At 52.9% G+C, this 19,622-nt stretch carries 18 protein-coding genes; 5 read left to right on the top strand and 13 right to left on the bottom strand.

Translation table 11 applies throughout. The annotated features are described in order from the left end of the window. Both AC4IE8_RS21510 and AC4IE8_RS21505 read right to left on the bottom strand, forming a co-directional pair. Entirely contained in the window at nucleotides 1-1,341 is a 1,341-nt protein-coding gene (locus tag AC4IE8_RS21510) for a MotA/TolQ/ExbB proton channel family protein (RefSeq protein ID WP_490792018.1), read from the bottom strand. After that, on the bottom strand, nucleotides 1,338-2,099 hold the full coding sequence (locus AC4IE8_RS21505) for a DUF3450 domain-containing protein (protein ID WP_490792017.1): 762 nt from the start codon (nucleotides 2,097-2,099) through the stop codon (nucleotides 1,338-1,340). Before AC4IE8_RS21505 ends, AC4IE8_RS21510 begins: the two co-directional genes overlap by 4 nt. Before the next feature lie 691 nt (nucleotides 2,100-2,790). On the opposite strand from AC4IE8_RS21505, the gene AC4IE8_RS21500 reads away from it, so the two are divergent. Next, nucleotides 2,791-4,251 carry an FAD-linked oxidase C-terminal domain-containing protein gene (locus AC4IE8_RS21500; RefSeq protein ID WP_490792016.1) on the top strand — a complete coding sequence of 487 codons (1,461 nt, stop codon included), beginning with the start codon at nucleotides 2,791-2,793 and terminating at the stop codon, nucleotides 4,249-4,251. Further along, on the top strand, nucleotides 4,251-5,318 hold the full coding sequence (gene glcE, locus AC4IE8_RS21495) for a glycolate oxidase subunit GlcE (RefSeq protein ID WP_490792015.1): 1,068 nt from the start codon (nucleotides 4,251-4,253) through the stop codon (nucleotides 5,316-5,318). The genes AC4IE8_RS21500 and glcE overlap by 1 nt, the downstream gene beginning before the upstream one ends. A 72-nt stretch (nucleotides 5,319-5,390) precedes the next feature. Here glcE and AC4IE8_RS21490 read toward each other — a convergent pair whose 3' ends face one another. Then, complete coding sequence (locus AC4IE8_RS21490) at nucleotides 5,391-5,846, bottom strand: hypothetical protein (protein WP_490792014.1); 456 nt, start codon at nucleotides 5,844-5,846, stop codon at nucleotides 5,391-5,393. A gap of 216 nt (nucleotides 5,847-6,062) precedes the next feature. Here AC4IE8_RS21490 and AC4IE8_RS21485 point away from each other — a divergent pair, with 216 nt between their 5' ends. Next, entirely contained in the window at nucleotides 6,063-7,469 is a 1,407-nt protein-coding gene (locus tag AC4IE8_RS21485; protein WP_068994098.1) for a dihydrolipoyl dehydrogenase, read from the top strand. Between the two features lie 14 nt (nucleotides 7,470-7,483). After that, nucleotides 7,484-7,876, top strand: a complete 393-nt coding sequence (locus AC4IE8_RS21480) for an OsmC family protein (RefSeq protein WP_490792013.1) — start codon at nucleotides 7,484-7,486, stop codon at nucleotides 7,874-7,876. A gap of 331 nt (nucleotides 7,877-8,207) precedes the next feature. Here the strand turns inward: AC4IE8_RS21480 and cmoB are convergent, their stop codons facing one another. From cmoB to AC4IE8_RS21450, 6 genes are all read right to left on the bottom strand, one after another. Beyond that, a complete protein-coding gene (cmoB, locus tag AC4IE8_RS21475; RefSeq protein WP_490792012.1) occupies nucleotides 8,208-9,191 on the bottom strand; it encodes a tRNA 5-methoxyuridine(34)/uridine 5-oxyacetic acid(34) synthase CmoB in 984 nt (327 codons plus the stop codon). Beyond that, nucleotides 9,188-9,913 (bottom strand): carboxy-S-adenosyl-L-methionine synthase CmoA, encoded by a 726-nt coding sequence (gene cmoA / locus AC4IE8_RS21470; protein WP_068994107.1) that lies wholly within the window; start codon nucleotides 9,911-9,913, stop codon nucleotides 9,188-9,190. Before cmoA ends, cmoB begins: the two co-directional genes overlap by 4 nt. A gap of 9 nt (nucleotides 9,914-9,922) precedes the next feature. Further along, nucleotides 9,923-11,209 (bottom strand): MFS transporter, encoded by a 1,287-nt coding sequence (locus AC4IE8_RS21465; RefSeq protein ID WP_068994112.1) that lies wholly within the window; start codon nucleotides 11,207-11,209, stop codon nucleotides 9,923-9,925. A gap of 114 nt (nucleotides 11,210-11,323) precedes the next feature. Then, nucleotides 11,324-11,956 carry a response regulator transcription factor gene (locus tag AC4IE8_RS21460; RefSeq protein ID WP_068994115.1) on the bottom strand — a complete coding sequence of 211 codons (633 nt, stop codon included), beginning with the start codon at nucleotides 11,954-11,956 and terminating at the stop codon, nucleotides 11,324-11,326. 2 nt (nucleotides 11,957-11,958) lie between these two features. Next, nucleotides 11,959-14,517, bottom strand: coding sequence for a PAS domain-containing sensor histidine kinase (locus AC4IE8_RS21455; protein ID WP_490792011.1), 2,559 nt, complete (start codon nucleotides 14,515-14,517; stop codon nucleotides 11,959-11,961). Between the two features lie 349 nt (nucleotides 14,518-14,866). Beyond that, nucleotides 14,867-15,268 carry a PilZ domain-containing protein gene (locus tag AC4IE8_RS21450; protein WP_068994121.1) on the bottom strand — a complete coding sequence of 134 codons (402 nt, stop codon included), beginning with the start codon at nucleotides 15,266-15,268 and terminating at the stop codon, nucleotides 14,867-14,869. Between the two features lie 131 nt (nucleotides 15,269-15,399). On the opposite strand from AC4IE8_RS21450, the gene AC4IE8_RS21445 reads away from it, so the two are divergent. Continuing rightward, the gene (locus tag AC4IE8_RS21445) at nucleotides 15,400-15,849 is read left to right on the top strand and encodes an RDD family protein (protein ID WP_068994125.1); all 450 of its coding nucleotides are present in this window, start codon (nucleotides 15,400-15,402) and stop codon (nucleotides 15,847-15,849) included. A 175-nt stretch (nucleotides 15,850-16,024) separates the two neighbouring features. Here AC4IE8_RS21445 and AC4IE8_RS21440 read toward each other — a convergent pair whose 3' ends face one another. The 4 genes from AC4IE8_RS21440 to AC4IE8_RS21425 form a co-directional block, all read right to left on the bottom strand. Further along, on the bottom strand, nucleotides 16,025-17,317 hold the full coding sequence (locus tag AC4IE8_RS21440) for an adenylosuccinate synthase (protein WP_068994128.1): 1,293 nt from the start codon (nucleotides 17,315-17,317) through the stop codon (nucleotides 16,025-16,027). Nucleotides 17,318-17,400: 83 nt separating this feature from the next. Beyond that, nucleotides 17,401-18,585 (bottom strand): ATP phosphoribosyltransferase regulatory subunit, encoded by a 1,185-nt coding sequence (locus AC4IE8_RS21435; protein ID WP_068994359.1) that lies wholly within the window; start codon nucleotides 18,583-18,585, stop codon nucleotides 17,401-17,403. A 5-nt stretch (nucleotides 18,586-18,590) separates the two neighbouring features. Then, complete coding sequence (locus tag AC4IE8_RS21430; RefSeq protein WP_068994131.1) at nucleotides 18,591-18,776, bottom strand: DUF2065 domain-containing protein; 186 nt, start codon at nucleotides 18,774-18,776, stop codon at nucleotides 18,591-18,593. 191 nt (nucleotides 18,777-18,967) lie between these two features. Continuing rightward, nucleotides 18,968-19,543, bottom strand: coding sequence for a hypothetical protein (locus tag AC4IE8_RS21425; protein WP_490792010.1), 576 nt, complete (start codon nucleotides 19,541-19,543; stop codon nucleotides 18,968-18,970). Nucleotides 19,544-19,622 lie beyond the last annotated feature (79 nt).

The raw sequence follows: 19,622 nt of genomic DNA, 5'->3' as shown, positions 1-19,622 counted from the left end.
TCAGCTTCCAGTACGGGCCGCCACCATTGCGGCACTTTGTTGATCCAGCAGGCGAATCACCCGATTGCTCCGGCCGGCAAGATAGCTGTGCAGCAGGACCATCGGGATGGCCACGGCCAAGCCCAATTCGGTGGTCACCAAGGCCTGGGAGATGCCCCCTGACATCAACTTCGGATCACCGGTACCAAACAGTGTGATCGACTGAAAGGTCTCGATCATGCCGGTCACCGTACCGAGTAGACCGAGCAGTGGCGCGACGGCGGCAAAGATGGCCAGCAATCGCAGCCCTCTTCTGAGCTTCGGCAGCTCCCTGAGGATCGCTTCATCGAAGTGTTTCTGCAGGGCATCCCCGGAGATTGCGTGATGCAGTCGATCGATGGCGAGCAGTCGCCCGAGGGGATTGTTATCCATCGGCTCTTCCTGCTTCAGCTGCCGCTTTACCCGGCGCCCGACCAAAAACAGACTGACCAGTCGCTCAATGATGACCAGTGAACCCAGTGCACCCAGGAAAAGTATGAAATAGCCGATATAGCCGCCTTGCTGTATCCGCTCAGATAGAGTTGGCGAAGCCACAAGCAGTGACAGAATCGCCCCTCTGGAGGGGTCGATTGCCAATTTCTGTAAACCGCCATCACTCTGTTCCGCCTGCTTGGCAAGAAGCTGGTAACGGGGAGCCGGCTGTCTGCTCAGCTCAACGAAACGGGCGGTTTCCGGCAGATATCGGAGGTAGCGGCCGTTGGATAGTGCATTAAACAGTCCGACGACCGTCACCTGCTCCTGTTGCTCCTCTCCACTGGTGAGGATCACCGGCAGTGATGCCTGCCAGATCTGCCCGGATTGGATAATGCGTGTCAAAAAGATCTCCCACAGATCCTGCAGTCGCTCCAGTGAGGGAAGTGAACGGCTGCTGGCGACCTCTTCCAGGATGGCCAGATCCTGCTGTTGCCGGGACGAGGTCAGATCATTTTTGAACAGGTTCAAACTCTCTGAGGCCACCTGCCTGACCACACCAAACAACTCACCGAAACTCCCTGTACTCTGCTGATGGGTCAGTTTGAGTTTTTCAAGTTCCTCTCGTTGAGCTTCAAATTGAGCCAGCAACTGCTGCTGGCGCTGTTGTTCCGCCTGCAGCTTCTGTTTTATGGCTTCGAGCGCCGACTTTCGCTGCTGGTGCTGCTCGAGAAATCGTTTCTCCCTCGCCTGATCTCTGCTTTGTTGTGCCTGACGGGACTTTTTGACCTCCTCCAGAAGGGATTGCAATGAATCCTCTGCGGCCAGTGCCATCGGTTGCTGAACGAAAACACCGATCAGGAGCGTGATGATGATAAGCAGTCGATTCATCGGCTGCCTCCTTCAGGGATCCGCATCGGCAATACCATCAGGTCGGGAGGCAGTTGCTTGCGTGCTATCCGGATTGACCGGGTCAACTCCGTCATATGACTCGCATCGAGGCTGATCCAGCGACGATTCTGATTGTCCCATACCCCCCCTGCTTTGCCGTCCAGGGTTTGGTAAAACAGGGCAACCCGACCGATTCTCAGAAAATCCACCATTTTCTGCTGTTCAGCCTCGGTCACGAGTTGGGCCTGATAGGCCTCAATGTTGCGGCCATAGTCCGCCTCGATCTGGTAGGCCTCGAGCAGCTGCCGATAGCGCTCGGAAATCTCAATTGAGCGATCCTCATTGGCACCCTGCAGAGAGGCCACCCTGGCCTCTCGCTCTTCACTGAGAAACGGGCTGTCCCTGGCAACCAACTCAGCCAGTGTCTCCAGCATTTGTTGCATCAGGGGATCGAGTTCACTGCGCATCCGATCGATCTCCTTCAGCTCAGCGGAAATCCGTTGGATCTCGTCGGACTGCCGTTCAACCTGGGATTGCAGATCGTCGTTTGCCAGTTTGGTCCTTTGTAGCTGCTGACTCAGCAGACGATACTCTTCAAGCATCTTGCGGCTTTCGTCATCCAGACGCTCAACACTCTTCTGCGAGTTACCGGCCGCTTTTTGGCCAGCTACTTCTATATCGATGGCACGTTTAAGTTTTTCCGCAGCGAATCCATCGCTCTGTGAAATCAACAGACCCAGGGCAACTGCCAATGTCATAAATATCTTCATTATCTTTTATTCTGATTAATCCAGCGCCTTAGGGCCTGTTAACACCAATCCAATCCGCCCAGCCGGGACTGTTTTGCGCCCAGCAAGGCAGAATGAACGTGGTGTAGTTATTCTACATGAGCGAATGATAATGCCGCTGGGTGCAAAAACAGCCCCAGCCCCCTCTTTTAGATAATTCATAGGAGGGGTTGCGCCTGAAAAAGTGCCACTCGGTGTTGCTCGTCACTCAATTGGAACAATCAAACTACGCTCCTCATGCCTTGATTGGCGCTTTTTCAGGCACAACAGGATGTATTGGATTAGCGTTAACAGGCTCTAGTCACTGGTATATTCAGCCGAGTCGTTTCGGCCTCTCCGTATTGTTCAATTCAGGAACTCAATTTATCGTGTCTGCCGAAGTGTACCTGCAAGATCCAATCCATACCTAATCTCTCATAATATCAGTCTGGTGACCAAATGGATCTATCATGAGAGAGGCAGCCTATCCATCTGTAATCTCATGGATTATCCATTGATTGCCAAAATTCTCCAGGGTCAATAGTTTAAACCCCAACTAACCCAGGTTAACCTGGTAGTCACTTTCTGGAACAATCGCATACAATGAGTGTTGCAATCGCGATGACCCCGTGTCGTCAGCGAGACGAAACCATGTCTATGACAGACCATGCAGGATCTATTGATGGGTATTGACCGCCAAAGCCTAGCGGCAGAGTTTTTAAACATACTCCCTTCCGATTGCGTCATCTTTCGGGAGGAGGAGCTGATCCCCTTTGAGTGTGATGGTCTATCCGCCTATCGAAAGGTTCCTCTGATCGTCCTGCTGCCCTACACCGCTGAGCAGGTGGAGCTTGTACTGAAACATTGCCATGAAAAGCAGGTACCTGTCGTGGCCCGTGGGGCGGGAACCGGTCTCTCCGGTGGTGCACTACCCCACGAACAGGGGGTATTACTCAGTCTGGCGAGACTTAATAAGATCGTTGAAATCGATCAGGACAACCGATTGGCCTGCGTCCAACCGGGGGTGAGAAACCTGGCGGTAAGTGAAGCGGCCAAACCCTATGGACTCTACTACGCGCCGGATCCCTCCTCCCAGATCGCCTGTTCGATCGGTGGCAATGTGGCGGAAAATGCGGGGGGAGTTCACTGCCTTAAATATGGCCTCACTCTGCATAACGTGGTGCAGGTCACCCTGCTCACCATTGATGGCGAACGTCTGACTATCGGCTCCAACGGCCTGGATGCCCCGGGCCTCGATCTGTTGACCCTGATCACCGGCTCAGAGGGCATGCTCGGCCTGGTGGTCGAAGTGGTCGTTAAACTGTTGCCGATCCCGGAGCGACAGCAGGTGGCTCTGGCCGCTTTTGACGATGTGGAGATCGCTGGAAAGGCGGTTGCGGAGATCATCGCCAAGGGAATTCTTCCTGCCGGTCTGGAGATGATGGATAACCTCTCGCTTCGCGCCGCAGAGGATTTTGTACATGCCGGTTATCCCACGGATGCGGCTGCCATACTGCTGTGCGAGGTTGATGGCAGTGAGGATGAGGTCTCCGAAGAGATCATGCGGGTACGTCAGATTCTGCTCGATTCAGGAGCCCGTGAGGTTCGTACGGCAGAGGATGAAACCGAGCGCATGAGGTTTTGGGCTGGCCGCAAAAACGCCTTCCCCGCAGTTGGTCGGCTGGCGCCGGATTACTACTGCATGGATGGCACAATCCCGCGCAATCAACTGGGCAAGGTTTTGACCATGATCGGTGAGATGTCCGAAAAATATGGCTTGCCCTGCGCCAATGTCTTTCATGCGGGTGACGGCAATCTGCATCCATTGATTCTCTATGATGCGAACAATGAGGGTGAGTTGGAAAAAGCCGAGGAGTTTGGCGGTGAAATCCTCGAACTCTGTGTCGCCGTTGGGGGTACCATCACCGGGGAACATGGTGTGGGTATCGAGAAAATCAACCAGATGTGTGCCCAGTTCCCGGATCCTGAACTGGAGACCTTTCATGCGGTAAAGGCGGTTTTTGATCCCCACAATCTGCTCAATCCGGGTAAAGCGATACCGACCCTGGCCCGCTGTGCGGAATTTGGCGCCATGCATGTCCATGCGGGCAAGCTGCGTTTTCCTGAGTTGGAGCGGTTCTGATGTCTGGCGATCAAGATCAATCATCACGGCTGCAGGCCAAGATCAAAGATGCGATTGCCGAACGCAGCTGCCTGCGGTTGATGGGCAGTGGCAGTAAGGATTTCTATGGACGGGAACTGGGCCAGCAGAAGGTTCTGGATCTCAGCGGCAACCGGGGCATTGTCAGTTACGAACCCACCGAACTGGTGATCACCGCCCGTGGAGGAACCCCGCTGGATGAGATTGAAGCAGCGCTGGAGGCGAATGGCCAGATGCTGCCTTTTGAACCACCCCATTTCGATGGCAAGGGTACGATCGGCGGTGCTATCGCGGCCGGTCTCAGCGGCCCCAGACGCCCCTGGGGCGGTTCTCCAAGAGATCTTCTTCTGGGTATCAAGTTGCTGGATGGACAGGGCAGAATCATGAGCTTCGGTGGTCAGGTGATGAAGAACGTTGCGGGCTATGACATTTCCCGCTTGATGGCCGGTGCAATGGGTACGCTCGGTATTCTGTTGGAAGTCTCCATCAAGGTACTGCCCAAGCCTGTTGAGGAGCATAGCCTGATAATTGATCGGGATCCGGACAGTGCGACCCGCCTTATTGGAGAGATGATCGCAGATTCACAACCTATCACCGCCAGCTACAGCCTGGCGGATAAACAGGCGGTTCGACTCGCCTGCAACCATCAGCGGCTCGGCGCTATCTGCCTGAAGTACGGCCTGCAGGAGAGCAGTGAATCAAGCGGCTTCTGGCAACAACTCAGAGATCAGAAGCTCGATTTTTTCCAACAGTCCAAACCACTCTGGCGACTTTCGTTGAAACCGACCAGTCCACTGGAGCTGACTGAACCCTGCCTGCAAGAGTGGTCCGGTGGGTTACGCTGGCTCTACAGCGAGCGCCCGGCAACGGAGATCCGCACTCTGGTTGAGAGTCAGGGTGGACATGCCATACAGTTTCGCAATGGTGATCGAAGTGGTGACATCTTCCACCCGCTTCACCCCCGCATCCTGCAGATCCAGCAGGGGTTGAAGGCGGTATTCGATCCGCACGGCCTGTTCAATCCAGGCCGGCACTATTCAGACTATTAAGCTTGGACCGGTTAACACGAATCCGATTGTCTCCCATGGACGATTGGATTCCTGTCAACAAGGCCCTATCAGCTACTGCTTCGGCTTTGCTGCCTGCATACAGCTCTGCATCTGATCCGCTGACTGACTTGAAGTGAAACAGTTTTTCAATGACTGACCCACCAGAATGGATTGGTCGAGAAACTTCAGCATGTTTTGCTTGTTCTTCTCGTTGAACTCGATCTTTTTCGCTGGCTGTGATTGAGCTTTGTCTGCGCCTGGCATGGGACCACGGCCCATTTTAGCCTGCATCTCCTGCTCCAGGGCGATCATGATCTCGACACATTTTTGAAACGTTGCCTGATCCTTGGCCTGATTCAGACAGCCCTTTGTCTCCTGCATGGCCGGGATGCTCTTCTCAATCAGCGGCAGCATGGCTTTTTTCGACTGGTCAAAATGTTGCTGAGGATCCACCTGTCCTCCCCCCTGACCCGGTGGCTGGGCCAGTGCAAGGGTTGGCAGCAATAGAGTCGTTAGTAGCCATTTCATGTGATTCTCCTCAGCGTATCTTAGTAATTATGATGATCTCGTTTCAGGGTCTGTTGCCTGGAAACCGAGAGGTTCTAGTTTGACACAATAACGCATTTTATTTCCGTTAATTCGCTGGCGAAATCCACAACAGCCAAAACCCACACGGATAGAAGCTGAAATTTAACGGCCAAGTCGTTAGAATTTCGCCCATCAAAATATTCACTGGAGATTTCTGTGGCAGAAAAACGTGTCGACGTCGCTATTCTGGGTTCCGGTACCGCCGGTCTGAACGCTACCGGCCAGGTTGGACCGAGCGGGAAGAACTTTCTCCTGATCAATGGCGGAGAACCGGGCACCACCTGTGCCAGAGTTGGCTGTATGCCCTCCAAAGCCCTGATCCAGGTTGCCGAGGATTATCATCGCCGCACCCATCTTGATCGCTACGGCGTGGATGGCCATACCGAAATGACGATCGATATTCCGGAAGCCATGGAACATGTTCAGGACCTGCGTGACAACTTCGTCGACCGGGTGCTATCGAACAGTACGGACAATATGGGTGAGCGGTTCGTCGAGGCCTATGCGGAGTTTGTCGACCCTCACACTTTGCAACTCGATAACGGCGATCGAGTGATTGCCGAGAAAATCGTCATCGCCACAGGATCCCGTCCTGTGGTACCTCAGGCATGGGAAGCTTTTGGCGATAAGGTTTTAACCACCGACAGCTTCTTTGAACTGGAGGATCTGCCGGAATCGGTGGCCGTTGTCGGTCTGGGCGTCATCGGCCTGGAACTTGGTCAGTCACTCAACCGACTGGGTATCAAGGTCAGTGGCTTCGACATGGCCGAGACCATTGGCGGCACCACCGATCCCGAGGTCTCCAAGACCGCGCTGGAGATCATGCAGCGGGAATTCCCAATCTATCTGGGGGAAGCGGTAGAACTCTCTGCTGAGGGCGAGCAAGTGAGGGTCACCGCCGGTGAGAACTCGGTGGTTGTCGACAAGGTGCTTGCCAGCCTTGGGCGGACACCCAATGTGGAGGGATTATCGCTGACCAATGCCGGCATAGAACTCGATGCCAACGGCATCCCTCTGTATAACCCGAACACCATGCAATGCGGCGACTCCCATATCTTCATCGCCGGTGATCTGAACGGTGAAAAACCGATCCTTCACGAAGCCGGGGACGAAGGCAAAATCGCCGGCTATAACGCCGCCCATGATGAAGTGATGGGCTTCAAACGCAAGGTCCCATTGGCAATCAATTTCTGTGATCCCAATATCTGTCTGGTCGGCAAACGCTATCAGGAGCTGGAGCTGGATAACACAGCCATCGGCGAGGTGAAACTGGCTCCTGTGGGACGGGCGCTGATCATGGGGCAGAACCGGGGGGTGATCCGTGTCTACGCCGAGAAATCCTCAGGGCGGATGGTTGGCGCGGAGATGATCACCACCCGCGGCGAGAATCTGGCACACCTGTTGAACTGGGCCATTTCACAACAGCTCAACGTGGGGGATCTGATCCGCATGCCCTTCTATCACCCGGTGATCGAAGAGGCACTACAGGCTGCTTTGAACAGCCTTTATGCCCAGGTCGAAACAAAAAACCAAGGCCCGATCAAAGAGCTGTACCCCTTATAAAACAGGAGTGAGAGATGGACGCTATCGAGGTCAATTTTAGCGGCGGTAAACGCATAGAAGCACAGGTGGGGGATTTCACCCTGCAGACGGATCAGCCTCAAAAATATGGAGGCGAGGCGAGCGCCCCAGCCCCCTTCGATCTGTTCCTGGGATCGCTCGCCACCTGCGCCGGTATTTTTGCCTGGAATTTCCTTGAATCCCGACGGCTGTCCACCGAGGGTCTGGCACTGAAAATGGAGTGCATCGAGGATGAAAAGAAGAAAATGATCGGTAACATCATCTTTCACCTGACCTTGCCAAAGGATTTTCCAGAGCGCTACCAAAGCGGCATCATTCGGGCCATTGAGCTGTGTGCAGTTAAACGACATATGCACACCGCGCCCGATTTCTCGATCCAGGTCAAATAGGTCATCCTTACCGAATAGATCACGCACCGATTCGTACATGGACTAGGGATAACCCTAGCTGGGGAAATTCCCAGCTATCCACTTCAGACGAAATCCTGCTAACTATAGCCTGCACTAAACACTGCGATTGCCACGAATAGCGGAATCTCACAGACTCCGGGTTATGTAACACAGAGAGCGATTTGCAGTATGGCGCTCTAGAAGATTCGTTTTTATGTTCTCTTTTGTATTGAACGCTTTTCAGGGGCGACAGGCAGAATCAATCAGGTTATTTCCATCCTATTCGGTGTAGTTAGGTACCGGTTAGGCTTTCTGTAGAGAGAAATCTGCCTCAGCCCCTACCCTTTTTCGCAACCAATATGGCACGTCTTGGTGCGGGATAACCTTCGATGGTCAGATCAGGATTCAGAGGATCCAGATAGTCCTTCAGTGACTCAAAACGCATCCACTCCGTCGATCTTTGCTCAGTGGTTGTGGTGGTAGAAATATCAACCAGTCGAATATCCCTGAAACCACAGCGTTTCATCCATCCTTTGAGGGTCTCGACCGTGGGAATGAACCAAACGTTGCGCATCTTCGCATAGCGGTTTTCCGGCACCAGAACCTCCCTGTCAGCCCCCTCGATCACCAAGGTTTCAAGCACCAGCTCACCCTCTTTGCGCAGTGCCCCCATCAACTCATACAAGTGAGAGAAAGGTGATTGGCGATGATAGAAGACCCCCATCGAGAAGACCGTATCGAACGCCTTCAAGTCCATAGGCAGATCCTCAATACCCAGCGGAAACAGATGCACCGGATAATCATTGCCGAGAAAGTGCTTGAAGGCTTCGAACTGCATATTGAACAGCTGGGTCGGATCGATCCCGATCACCCGCATCGCCCCCTCCCCATGAATGCGCCAGAGGTGGTAACCATTGCCACAACCCACATCCAGCACGGTTCGGTTTTTCAATGACGATATCTGCTCAACCAGGCGATCCCACTTAAGATCTGAGCGCCATTCGGTATCGATCTCAATGCCACATATCCGGTATGGGCCTTTGCGCCAGGGGTGCAGCTGCTGTAGCGCATCGACGATCTGACTCCTGGTTGGATCATCACAATCAGCTGCGTCACCCGCTTCTACTTTGGCGGATCTGAAATTTACTTTTGAAACAGGGATATCGGGTAACCGGGCCAGTGCTTCTCGCCACTTATGAATATCCCCATGGGTCTGTTCACGCCATACCCGCTCAACCTGTTGTGGAAGTTCCTTTAACCAGCGTCCCAGAGGATGATCACTGTAGGCGTCACACCAATCCCAATCGTAGTTCATTTAATGGCCAGTAGTGAGACAAAGTTAAAACACTGAAACCAGACTTCCACCGTTGTGAAACCGATCATTTGAAGACGCTGCTTATGAGTCTCCAGGGTCTCCGGAATCAACACATTTTCCAGAGCACTGCGCTTTTGACTGATCTCCAGGTCACTGTAGCCCTGAGCTTTCTTGAAGCTGTGGTGCATCTCGGTAAACAGGTTTTGTGAAGCCTCATTGGAGAGTGCAATCTTTTCCGAAAGTACCAAGAGACCTTTATCCTGCATCCCATCATAGAGTTGTGTTAAAAAATCCGCTCGGTCCTCTGCCGGTATGAATTGCAAGGTGAAATTCAGGATAATCATCGACGCCCGCTCGATTGCCACATCCCGCACATCAGAGCAGACCAGCTGTATCGGACTATCGGCTTGATCCTGCTCCAGCAGCTTCGCAGCCTGTTGTAACATCGGCAGGGAGTTATCCACCGCAATCAACGCATAGTCCTGGTGCGGCATGGAGGAGCGGACTGCCATGCTCGCCGCCCCCAGTGAGCAACCCAGGTCGTAACAGTTGGAACCCCGGGTCACCCGGCGGCTCGCCAGAGTACCGATCATATTGATAATGGTTGCATAGCCGGGAACCGAACGATTGATCATATCGGGAAAGACCTGCGCGACCCGCTCATCGAAGATGAAATCGGGGACCACCTGCTGCGGATCGGCATACAGTTCATCTTTTTTCATGACAACGATCTATTCCAACTCCTGGGCCGCCTTTTCACCCGCTTTCACATCCACCATGCTCAACAGTACGCCACCGAGAATAAAAAGGATGCCAACCGAGAGAATGGAGATTCTGGTGCTGCCGGTCAATACGCCGACCCAGCCCATCAGAAAGGGCCCCAGTACCGCAGCAAACTTACCCAGCATGTTGTAAAAACCAAAGAACTCAGCGGCCTGATTGTGGGGAATCAACCGGGCATAGAGGGAGCGGGAGAGTGCCTGTATACCACCCTGCACCAAGCCGATGGCGATCGCCAAGGTGTAAAACTCCCAAACCGATTCCATATGGTAAGCCCAGAGCAGAATCAGCAGATAGATAAAGATGGCGATCATGATCCCCTGCTTTGCCCCTCGCTTGGAAGCAATGGAGGCGAACACCAGTGCGGCGGGAAATCCGACAAATTGGGTGATCAACAGGGCGACCATCAGGTTGTTGGCATCGAAACCGATCGAGAGACCGAAATCAACCGCCATTCTGACGATTGTGTCCACCCCATCGATGTAGCACCAGTAGGCGAGTAGAAACAGAAAGGTCATACGCAGACTGCGCAGACTGGCGAAGGTCTCCAGCAGTTGGCGCAGGCTGGCAGAGAACCGTCCTTTCTGCTGCTTTGGACCCGAGGGCTCTTCAACCAACAGAAACAACGGCAATGAAAACAGCCCCCACCAGACGGCCACACTGATGAACGAGAGACGTACCGCCTGGGCGGCATCAGCCAATCCAAAAGCGTCTGGATAGAGGGTCATCAACACATTGAAGGTGAACAGCAGCCCTCCCCCAAGATAACCAAACGCATAGCCATAGGCGGAAACCCGATCGTAGTGCTGTTTTTGGGTAACCGACACCAGCAGGGAATCATAGAAGATGTTACCCCCCATGAAGCCGAGCATACCCAGGCCGTAAAGTACCAGGGCCATGACCCAGTTGCCCATTGCCACCAGATAGAGGGAACCTGTCATGACAATACCCATGGCGGCAAAAAACAACAGAAACTTCTTTTTCGCTCCGGCCTGATCCGCCAGCGCGCCGAGAAATGGCGCCATGCAGACCACCAGAATGCTCGCCAGGGAGTTGGCCATGCCCAGTCGGAAGGTCGACTCGGTAACCTCAACACCCGCACTCCAATACTGCTTGAAAAACACCGGGAAAAATCCGGCCATTACAGTCGTTGCAAAGGCTGAGTTTGCCCAGTCATAGAGTGTCCAGGCGAAGGTGGGTGGGTGCTTGAGTAAGGCCTTACTGGTCTGTTGGTTCATGAAAAAGAGTCATATCAGAGGCCGGCCACTGTTTCAAGGCAGGTGACCCTGGATCGCTCACAGACGATCGCCGGCCAGCATGCTTACAGGCAAGTCTGTCGATCCGGCAGGAGCCTACTCCTCAGGTTCTTCAACCAAGGTCAGGTTGGCACTGATTGCCATGCGTACCAGTTCTGCCAGCGAGTCAGCCTCCATCTTCTCCATGACCCGGGCCCGATGGGCCTCCACTGTCTTCGAACTGACACCCAGGCTGGTGGCAATCTCCTTGTTGGCCTTGCCATTGGTAACCATCAACATCACTTCATGCTCCCTGGGGGTCAGCCTCGCCAGTCGGGTGGCTATCTCAGCACGCTGCGACTGCATATCGCGCTGCTTGGCATCCACCGCCATAGCATGACGAATACTCTCCAGTAACAACTCGTCATTGAAAGGCTTCTCGATGAAGTCCACAGCCCCGGCTTTCATAGCCCTTACCGCCATCGGTACATCCCCATGGCCGGTGATGATGATCACCGGTATGGCGATCTGATTGACCTTCAGATACTCCTGCAACTCCAAACCGCTCATCCCCGGCATGCGCACGTCAAGCAGCAGACAACCGGAGCGCCCTGGATAGTAGGACTGAATGAAGGCATTCGCCGATTCGAAGGTCTCGACTTGCATGGACACTGATTCGATCAGCCATTTCAGTGAGTTTCTCATCGCCTGATCATCATCAACTACAAAAACTGTCGGCCGATTGCTCATGACTAAAAACCCGGTAATTCAATTGTTGGATCTGAGGGCAGAACCAATCTGAAGGTTGCTCCATGACCATATTCAGACTCTACCTCAATCATTCCCTTGTGATCCTGCATGATTTTTTGACTGATTGGCAATCCCATACCCATACCGCTCTTTTTAGTAGAAAAGAATGCATCGAAAAGATGTTTCTGTGTTTGTTCCGGTATCCCTGAACCACTGTCCTGGACTAAAACCTGAACCTCTTTGGAGCTCATTCTACCGGTTTTCAGTACCAGACGCCGTTGATTCTGATCAACTTGTTTCATTGCATCGATGGCATTGCGCACCAGATTCAACATCACCTGTTCAATCTGAACCAGGTCCACTTCAACCGGCAGCACGCCCTCCGACAGCTCCAACGCCACTTCCACATGCTGTCGGTTGGCCTCAAATTCGATAAATGACGCCACCTCCAAAACCAAGTGATTAAGATTGACGACCTCATGCTCCTGCGGCCGTTTGCCAACCAGGGTTCTCAAGCGTTTGATGATCTCCCCGGCCCGTTCAGCCTGGGCGGTTATCTGGGCAATCGCATCAATGATCTCCGGCTCGCCCCCTTTTCCGGATTGCAACCGACGCACGCAGCCGCTGGCAAAATTGACGATGGCAGAGAGCGGCTGATTCAGCTCATGCGCCAGGCCGGTGGACATCTCACCCATGGTACTGAGACGACAGACATGGACCAGTTCGGATTGGTGCTGGCGGCTCTGCATCTCAGCCATGCGGATTCGTGTGATGTCCCGGCCGTAGATGTTGACATATTCGAGCTCCAGGATTGGCGCAAGTTGCAGGGAAAAGATCTGACTGTCCAGATTGACTTCATACTCTTTGGTGGTTCCCTCTTTCAATGAGCTGGCAACCAGGTTTTTCCAGTACAGCGGCAGAGTCTGTCCCCGTTCGCAATCCCAATACCCCATCAGCGGCTCACTGGCGGCATTAGCATAGACAATCACGCCACGTTTGTTGATACGCAACACCGGGCTGGGGTTTTCACTGGCCAGCTTCGCCAGACTGGTGATTTCCCGCTGAGCCTGTTTTTGCCCTGAGATATCCCGTAGATAAACATTGAATACTGTCTGTTGATGTAGATGGATCGAGATCACAGAACACTCAACGGATTTCTCCTCACCATTCACCGTGACGGCCTGCATCGCCTGCCCTCGGCATTTGCTGTTCGAGGCCGACATGCTGATACAGGCCGTGAGCATCGCCCGAAAGCGCTCACGGTCGTTGGGATGGATCGCCATCTCTTCAAGATGACGACCGATCAATTGGCTGCGGCTGTAACCAAAGGTTTTGAACGCTGTGCCATTGACCTCAACGATTATGCCCTCCTGATTCAGCGTCACGATGGAGACCATTGAGTTATCGAACAGAGCACTTTTCAGCACCTCTGTCTCACGCAACCGCTCTTCCTGTTTGTTGCGCAACGTATCGCGGGCACTGATCAACTGCCGAAAGAAGGCTTTCACCCAATCCTCCAACAGCAGTAACTGGTTGCCTTTCTTGGTTACCGGCTGCTCGATTCCCAGCGCCTGCTGGCCGAATCGTGAAATCCGTATCAGCACATGGCTTATCTTGGCCGAGATCAGATAGAAGATGACAGAAAAGACGATGATATAGACCAGTGCCGCAAGAAACCGATCCTGCTGGGCCAGTTTGGTGATGTTATGGATGGTCTTTTCCACCGCATCACGGGAGACCAGCGTTGTGAACAGCAAGCTCTGCTCCATCGACTGAAAACGGGTGATCGCCTGGGATGTCAGCAGATAGTTCTCATGCCAGTCATTCAGATGAGAGTTTCTTGCGATCATCTCCCGCTTGCTGCTGGATAACAGCTTCAGAGTGTTGGCGTCCACCAGGGCAATCAGGGTATCGGAATCATTGGTCATCGATTGTGATTCCAACAGAAACTGATCATCCACCGGCACAATCAGCAGCAGGACCGCAGCCAGATCGTCCTCCAGATAGGAAACATTCGACCAGACCAGCAGATAGGGTACCTGATCGATCAGAGTAACCAGCGCCTCATTGCGTCCTGAGTAAAATTCAAACAACTGGTCCAGATCGAATGAGAGTGGCTGTTTCTGATAGATTTCCCTAGGCGTCGCCCGATTATCCAGTAACACCACATGTTTAGGCTCGATGGAGTTGAGTTTGGGATAGCCGGGATCTAGCCACTCCGGCGTCTGCTGGTGAAGAATAGCCCGCGTATCCGAGTTCTTGCTTTCATACCATGCCTTTGAACCAAGATAGTTCTTGATGCGCCAATGGTTCGACAGCCCACTCCCCACCTGGCGCCACTCGTGTAAAAAATGCTCAAACCGCTGTCGGGTCTCAACCGCCCGCACATCGAGCCGTCTGACCAGTTCATCATGGAAAAGGTTTGCCAGTCGTCTGTCCTGGATTGGCTCCAATACCAGCCACATCAAAAGACCACACAAGATCCCTACCAGCAGGGAGAGCGCAGGGAGTGGAACAGCAGCCAGTTTCGCCTGCCATTTTGAGCTTCTCAATGCACTCATGCTTTCCCTATCAGCTGAAAAATCGGTCTGATGCCTGTTATTGCTTTAGTTTCGGCATATCGCATAATTTAATAGTGATATTTTTTAGATTCAATGGGTTATTTGTACTCTTCTTGACCTATCGATTCCAGTCCTATTGGCCTGGAGACAGTTTAACCCGGCACGTGAATAGGCAATGTCCAGCCGAAGTGTGCTTGCTGGCAGTTGAGAATCTCGGAGGGATTTACGATCATCTCACCTTGGTGAAGGCTCATCGACCACTCAGCAAAAAAAAAGACACTTAACGCGTCTTTCTCAATAGATCCAGTTAACTGGAATGGAATAGTTATTATTCAGGAGGTATTCGTAATCAGTATGTCGAAGCCCTCAGGCTTTTCACCGGATCGGGATTGCGGGTGGTTTTATAACCCTGATAGAGGTAGGCTCTCTCTGCCACTGTGGCATAGCCGTAGAGTGCTTTTCGAAGCATCTGCCTGACACTGGAATCGAGCTCACTGAACATAAGCCCCAAACAACCCGATTGTTGATGTACAACCATGGCTTTAGCACGACACTGACTGGTACCACCGCAGGCCTCGACAGGAAAAGAGACCTCAACAATTGTATTAATCTGCTGTGAGTCTTCACCAATATCAACTAACATGCCACTAAGACTGATATTACGAACTTTCCCTGTCAGTTTACCGAGATTACGGTCTTTGATGGTGATCTCACATGAAAGCAATTTTCGGTGATCACATCTGTGTTCCATGCTTTGGCTCCCCGTTATCAGATGTCACTGAACATGAACTTAAAGTATGGATCCTGTGGTGCAAATTTCAAATTCGGATTATCGCGCCTGACTGTTAGGGTTTTCCCTTTTATTAGCTTTATTATCGGATCATGACTGAACGACCACAGAGCCCCTATGACCTCACTGAAGCCGTAGCTCCGGGACTGCTGAGACGCCTCGGCGCAATCTTTTACGATAGCCTTTTGTTGACTGCACTGGTGTTTGTCGCCACCGCGGTCGTCACTCTGCCATTTGGATATCCGACTGGTAACTGGTTACTGTTTTTTCAGATATTTCTCTTTGAAATCATACCATTAGCATTCTTTTGCTGGTTCTGGTTAAGGGGTGGTCAAACCTTGGGTATGCGTGCCTGGCGTCTCAAACTGGTCTCAATGGAGGGTCTGCCAGTGGATTGGGAACAGGCACTGAAACGCCACTTCGCCGCCATTCTCTCGCTGCTGGTTTTCGGTTTCGGTTTTTTTTGGGTGGTGTTCGATTCCGACAACCTGGCCTGGCATGACCGGCTCTCGGGAACCCGCCTGATTCTGACCAAAAATTGACCCAGATCACACTCCGATCAGATAGGACATTTCAGTGTCAAAACAGCTGCTAACCATTTATTGGTAGCCACCTACCCACTAATAGGTATCTTAGGAGAGGTCTGCTTGAAAAGATGGGAAATGGTTGATGCGGAAGCTGACCTCCCGCATCAACAAAATGAGCTGATTGAATCTGTTAATTGAATGGATGACGACGGATGATAGTCTCGTTACGATCAGGGCCGGTTGAGACAATATCGATCGGCGTATCGCACAGGGATTCAATTTTACTCAGATACTCTCTGGCAGCCTGGGGTAACTGATCGTAGTCGGTCACACCGACTGTCGACTCCTGCCAACCCGGCATCTCGATGTAGATCGGCTCACATTTTTCAAACTGATCAGCGCCGCAGGGTGGCGTTGTCACTTCCTGACCATCGAGCTTGTAGGCGACACAGATCTTGATCTTGTCCAGGCCGTCCAGCACATCGAGTTTGGTGATACAGATACCACTGACACTGTTGATATCAAGCGAACGACGCAGAGCCACAACGTCCAACCAGCCGCAACGCCGCTTACGTCCGGTGGTGGCGCCGAACTCGTGACCTTTTGTACCCAAGTGATTGCCATCCTCATCAAACAGCTCGGTTGGAAAAGGACCGGCGCCGACACGAGTCGTGTAGGCTTTTACGATACCCAGCACATAGTCGATATAGCGTGGACCGATACCGGTGCCGGTGGCAGCGCCACCCGCGGTGGTGTTGGAGGATGTGACATAGGGATAGGTGCCATGATCGATATCCAGCAGGGCGCCCTGAGCCCCTTCGAACATCACATGCTTACCATCCTGACGCAGCTGATGCAGGGTGCCGGTAACATCTTCCACCATCGGTTTAAGGCGCTCAGCCTGCACCATCAGCTGATCGAGCACTTCCTGATAATCAACTTCGCCATACTCAAACAGATGTTTGAGCGCGAAATTATGGTACTCCATCACTTCACGCAGGCGTTCAGAGATGTGTGCCTGATCAAAGATCTCACCCAGCCGGATGCCCCGTCTGGAGATTTTATCTTCATAGGCAGGCCCGATGCCGCGCCCAGTGGTACCAATGGCTTTTTTGCCACGGGCCTTTTCACGGGCCGCATCCAGAGCGATGTGATAGGGCAGAATCAGTGGGCATGATTCGGAGATTCCCATTCTGTCAGAGGCGGGCACCCCACCCTTCTCCAACATTTCAATCTCCTCCAGCAGGGCATCCGGCGCCAACACCACACCATTGCCGATCAGGCAACGCACCCCTTCACGCAAAACACCCGAGGGTATCAGATGCAGTACGGTCTGCTCGCCATCGATAACCAGGGTATGCCCAGCATTGTGCCCACCCTGAAATCTGACGACGGCAGACGCCTTCTCAGTCAACAGGTCAACAACCTTGCCTTTGCCCTCGTCTCCCCACTGTGTTCCGATAACTACGACATTCTTGCCCATGGTTCTCTCAAAATCGTTAGATCCGGGTAAAACCGGATTTTTTATTACAAAACCTGTCGATTCTTACAGATATATTGATAAAATCAAACAGAAATAAGTTGCCAGCGGTCATCCAGCCACTGCAGTTGCTGTTGGCAGCCCATCTCGGCCGCTCCTCCGGATTGACCTGATAAAGCACTGATCACCCGGTGTCCCTCACCACGCAATCTTGCAACCTCCTGGGTTAGTGCCGGATCCTCGGAGACCGGTGCAAATATCACCATTTCGTCGGTGATCTGCAATTCGGGTTGTGCAACCCGGATCAGATTCTTCAGATCCGTGCTGAAACCGGTTGCCGGCCTGCCACGTCCAAATACGCTGCCGATGGCATCGTAGCGGCCTCCTCTGGCGATCTCCTTGCCATTCCCCGGCACAAAGGCGGCGAATACAACCCCGGTATGAAAGTGATAGCCTCGCAGTTCCGCCAGATCGAAGTGTACCGGCACATCGGGTAACCACTGCGCGATCTGGTCGGCCACAGCCTGCAGATAGTCCAGGGCCTCAATCACTTTCGGTGAAGCCTGTTTGAGCTCCTCTCGAGCCTGGCTCAACGCCTGGTCCCCATTCAGCTCCCCGAGACGCAGCAGCATGGCAGCATGTTCCTCGGCAATATCGAACGAAGCCAAAAGGCTCTCAATTTCCACCAGGGCCTTTCGCTGCAGAGCATCGAATAGCGCCGTCTCCTGCCGTTTATTTAAACCGGCCTGTTCCGCCAGCCCCTTGAAGATGCCCACGTGGCCCAGGTCGAGATAGACCTCTTCGACCCCGGTCTTATTCAATGTCTCCATCATCAGCCGCAGGATTTCGATGTCACTCTCGATCCCGCAGTGCCCATACAGCTCAGCACCGATCTGTAATGGACTGCGGGTGCCGGCAAAACCATCGGACCGGGTATGCAGGACAGTGCCCAGGTAACAGAGTCTGGTAGGATGTTTCGCCTGGATTCGATTGGCGTCGATGCGTGCCGCCTGAGGCGTGATATCGGCACGGACCCCCATCAGCCTACCGCTCATCTGGTCAGTCAGCTTGAAAGTATTCAGGTCCAGATCGCTGCCGGTTCCCGTCAGCAGGGAGTCCAAAAACTCAACAAACGGCGGGATAACATAGTCGTAACCCCAGCTGCGATAGAGATCCAACAGCTCTCTCCGCTTACTCTCTACGACTTGCGCCTCCTGGGGAAGCACCTCATCAATGCCGTCAGGCAATATCCAACGTTCGTTTTCCATCATCAAGATCAATTCACCAGATAGAGCAGGATAACCCCGGAAACCATGCTGACCAGACCACTGAGACGCATGGATCGGTTGTCGTGTTGGGCAATCATCAGCAGGATTGAGCGCATGCTGTTGGGATTCAGAAAAGGCCATATGCCTTCAATCACCAACAGCAGAGCCAACGCAACAAGCAGATCATGCCACATCTGTCATACCCCAAAAAAAAACCGGGATCGTCCCGGTCCTGTATTGACGCCTTATTCAGGCCGCCGAACATTTTCCCAGAGTGGGCTTCGGTTGTCCATTCATCGATTGGCTTTACTCAATCAGGCCAGCTGTTTCCTCCACAGCCATGCTCCGTCACGATCAGTCTCATCAGCAGAGAATGTGATCGGAGCTAGTGATTTCCGCCATCACACGAATATTTCAGAAGTGGCCCCTGCCACTCCCGTTTGTATTCCAGGTAGGCTATTTCGAGCTTTTGATCAGCGGTTTTATATTGATTGATGTCACCTGGACTCAAATAGGCAACATTGGAGTTGATCTTCAGCTTTGCATGGAGTTGATGAGCTTGATCCTGACCGAGATAGACCAGGGTAAAGGCCTCGCCACAGATAAACTGAGCCTTATCCTGCGGCGGGACAAATGGAGAGGTATCGGCCCGGTAGTTGTTCAGAGCGAGTTTCTGAAGACTTTTTTGCAGATTGAGTGCTGTGCTTTCAACTATTTCCTGCTCTACCTTGCCCGTTTCCAGTCTGGCATCGATCAATTGCGCCAGTGGAGTTAGCAGATCAGCCACCCCGTCCCGGTCCTCTTCAGGCAACCTGGAAATAACACCATTGATGGTACTGTCGATCTTGAGTTTTATCGTCTCAGTAGACTGGGATGCATGAGATTTCCCCAGCACAAAGGCGGCCACACAAAGAGATGTAATCGTCAACGCCCCGACTGAAACAATGATAATCCTGTTCATGCATCCTCCCTGACACACGCAATAGAATCGATTGACTGACCTGACTAACCCGCCTCCCCCCAGTTGGAGAAGGCGGGCG

The sequence above is a fragment of the Candidatus Thiodiazotropha sp. AKAK2 genome (genome assembly GCF_058244685.1).
Note: the sequence above shows the minus strand (reverse complement) of the source record. Positions and strands in the feature narration are given on the sequence as shown.

What these genes read in the sequence shown, in the direction of transcription:
- AC4IE8_RS21460 (WP_068994115.1), bottom strand. Translation starts at nt 11,956, where the DNA reads ATGAGCAATCGGCCGACAGTTTTTGTAGTTGATGATGATCAGGCGATG.
- AC4IE8_RS21455 (WP_490792011.1), bottom strand. Translation starts at nt 14,517, where the DNA reads ATGAGTGCATTGAGAAGCTCAAAATGGCAGGCGAAACTGGCTGCTGTT.
- AC4IE8_RS21505 (WP_490792017.1), bottom strand. Translation starts at nt 2,099, where the DNA reads ATGACATTGGCAGTTGCCCTGGGTCTGTTGATTTCACAGAGCGATGGA.
- cmoA (WP_068994107.1), bottom strand. Translation starts at nt 9,913, where the DNA reads ATGAAAAAAGATGAACTGTATGCCGATCCGCAGCAGGTGGTCCCCGAT.
- AC4IE8_RS21465 (WP_068994112.1), bottom strand. Translation starts at nt 11,209, where the DNA reads ATGAACCAACAGACCAGTAAGGCCTTACTCAAGCACCCACCCACCTTC.
- AC4IE8_RS21510 (WP_490792018.1), bottom strand. Translation starts at nt 1,341, where the DNA reads ATGAATCGACTGCTTATCATCATCACGCTCCTGATCGGTGTTTTCGTT.
- AC4IE8_RS21490 (WP_490792014.1), bottom strand. Translation starts at nt 5,846, where the DNA reads ATGAAATGGCTACTAACGACTCTATTGCTGCCAACCCTTGCACTGGCC.
- AC4IE8_RS21440 (WP_068994128.1), bottom strand. Translation starts at nt 17,317, where the DNA reads ATGGGCAAGAATGTCGTAGTTATCGGAACACAGTGGGGAGACGAGGGC.
- AC4IE8_RS21500 (WP_490792016.1), top strand. Translation starts at nt 2,791, where the DNA reads ATGGGTATTGACCGCCAAAGCCTAGCGGCAGAGTTTTTAAACATACTC.
- AC4IE8_RS21450 (WP_068994121.1), bottom strand. Translation starts at nt 15,268, where the DNA reads ATGGAACACAGATGTGATCACCGAAAATTGCTTTCATGTGAGATCACC.
- AC4IE8_RS21445 (WP_068994125.1), top strand. Translation starts at nt 15,400, where the DNA reads ATGACTGAACGACCACAGAGCCCCTATGACCTCACTGAAGCCGTAGCT.
- glcE (WP_490792015.1), top strand. Translation starts at nt 4,251, where the DNA reads ATGTCTGGCGATCAAGATCAATCATCACGGCTGCAGGCCAAGATCAAA.
- AC4IE8_RS21480 (WP_490792013.1), top strand. Translation starts at nt 7,484, where the DNA reads ATGGACGCTATCGAGGTCAATTTTAGCGGCGGTAAACGCATAGAAGCA.
- AC4IE8_RS21425 (WP_490792010.1), bottom strand. Translation starts at nt 19,543, where the DNA reads ATGAACAGGATTATCATTGTTTCAGTCGGGGCGTTGACGATTACATCT.
- cmoB (WP_490792012.1), bottom strand. Translation starts at nt 9,191, where the DNA reads ATGAACTACGATTGGGATTGGTGTGACGCCTACAGTGATCATCCTCTG.
- AC4IE8_RS21435 (WP_068994359.1), bottom strand. Translation starts at nt 18,585, where the DNA reads ATGATGGAAAACGAACGTTGGATATTGCCTGACGGCATTGATGAGGTG.
- AC4IE8_RS21430 (WP_068994131.1), bottom strand. Translation starts at nt 18,776, where the DNA reads ATGTGGCATGATCTGCTTGTTGCGTTGGCTCTGCTGTTGGTGATTGAA.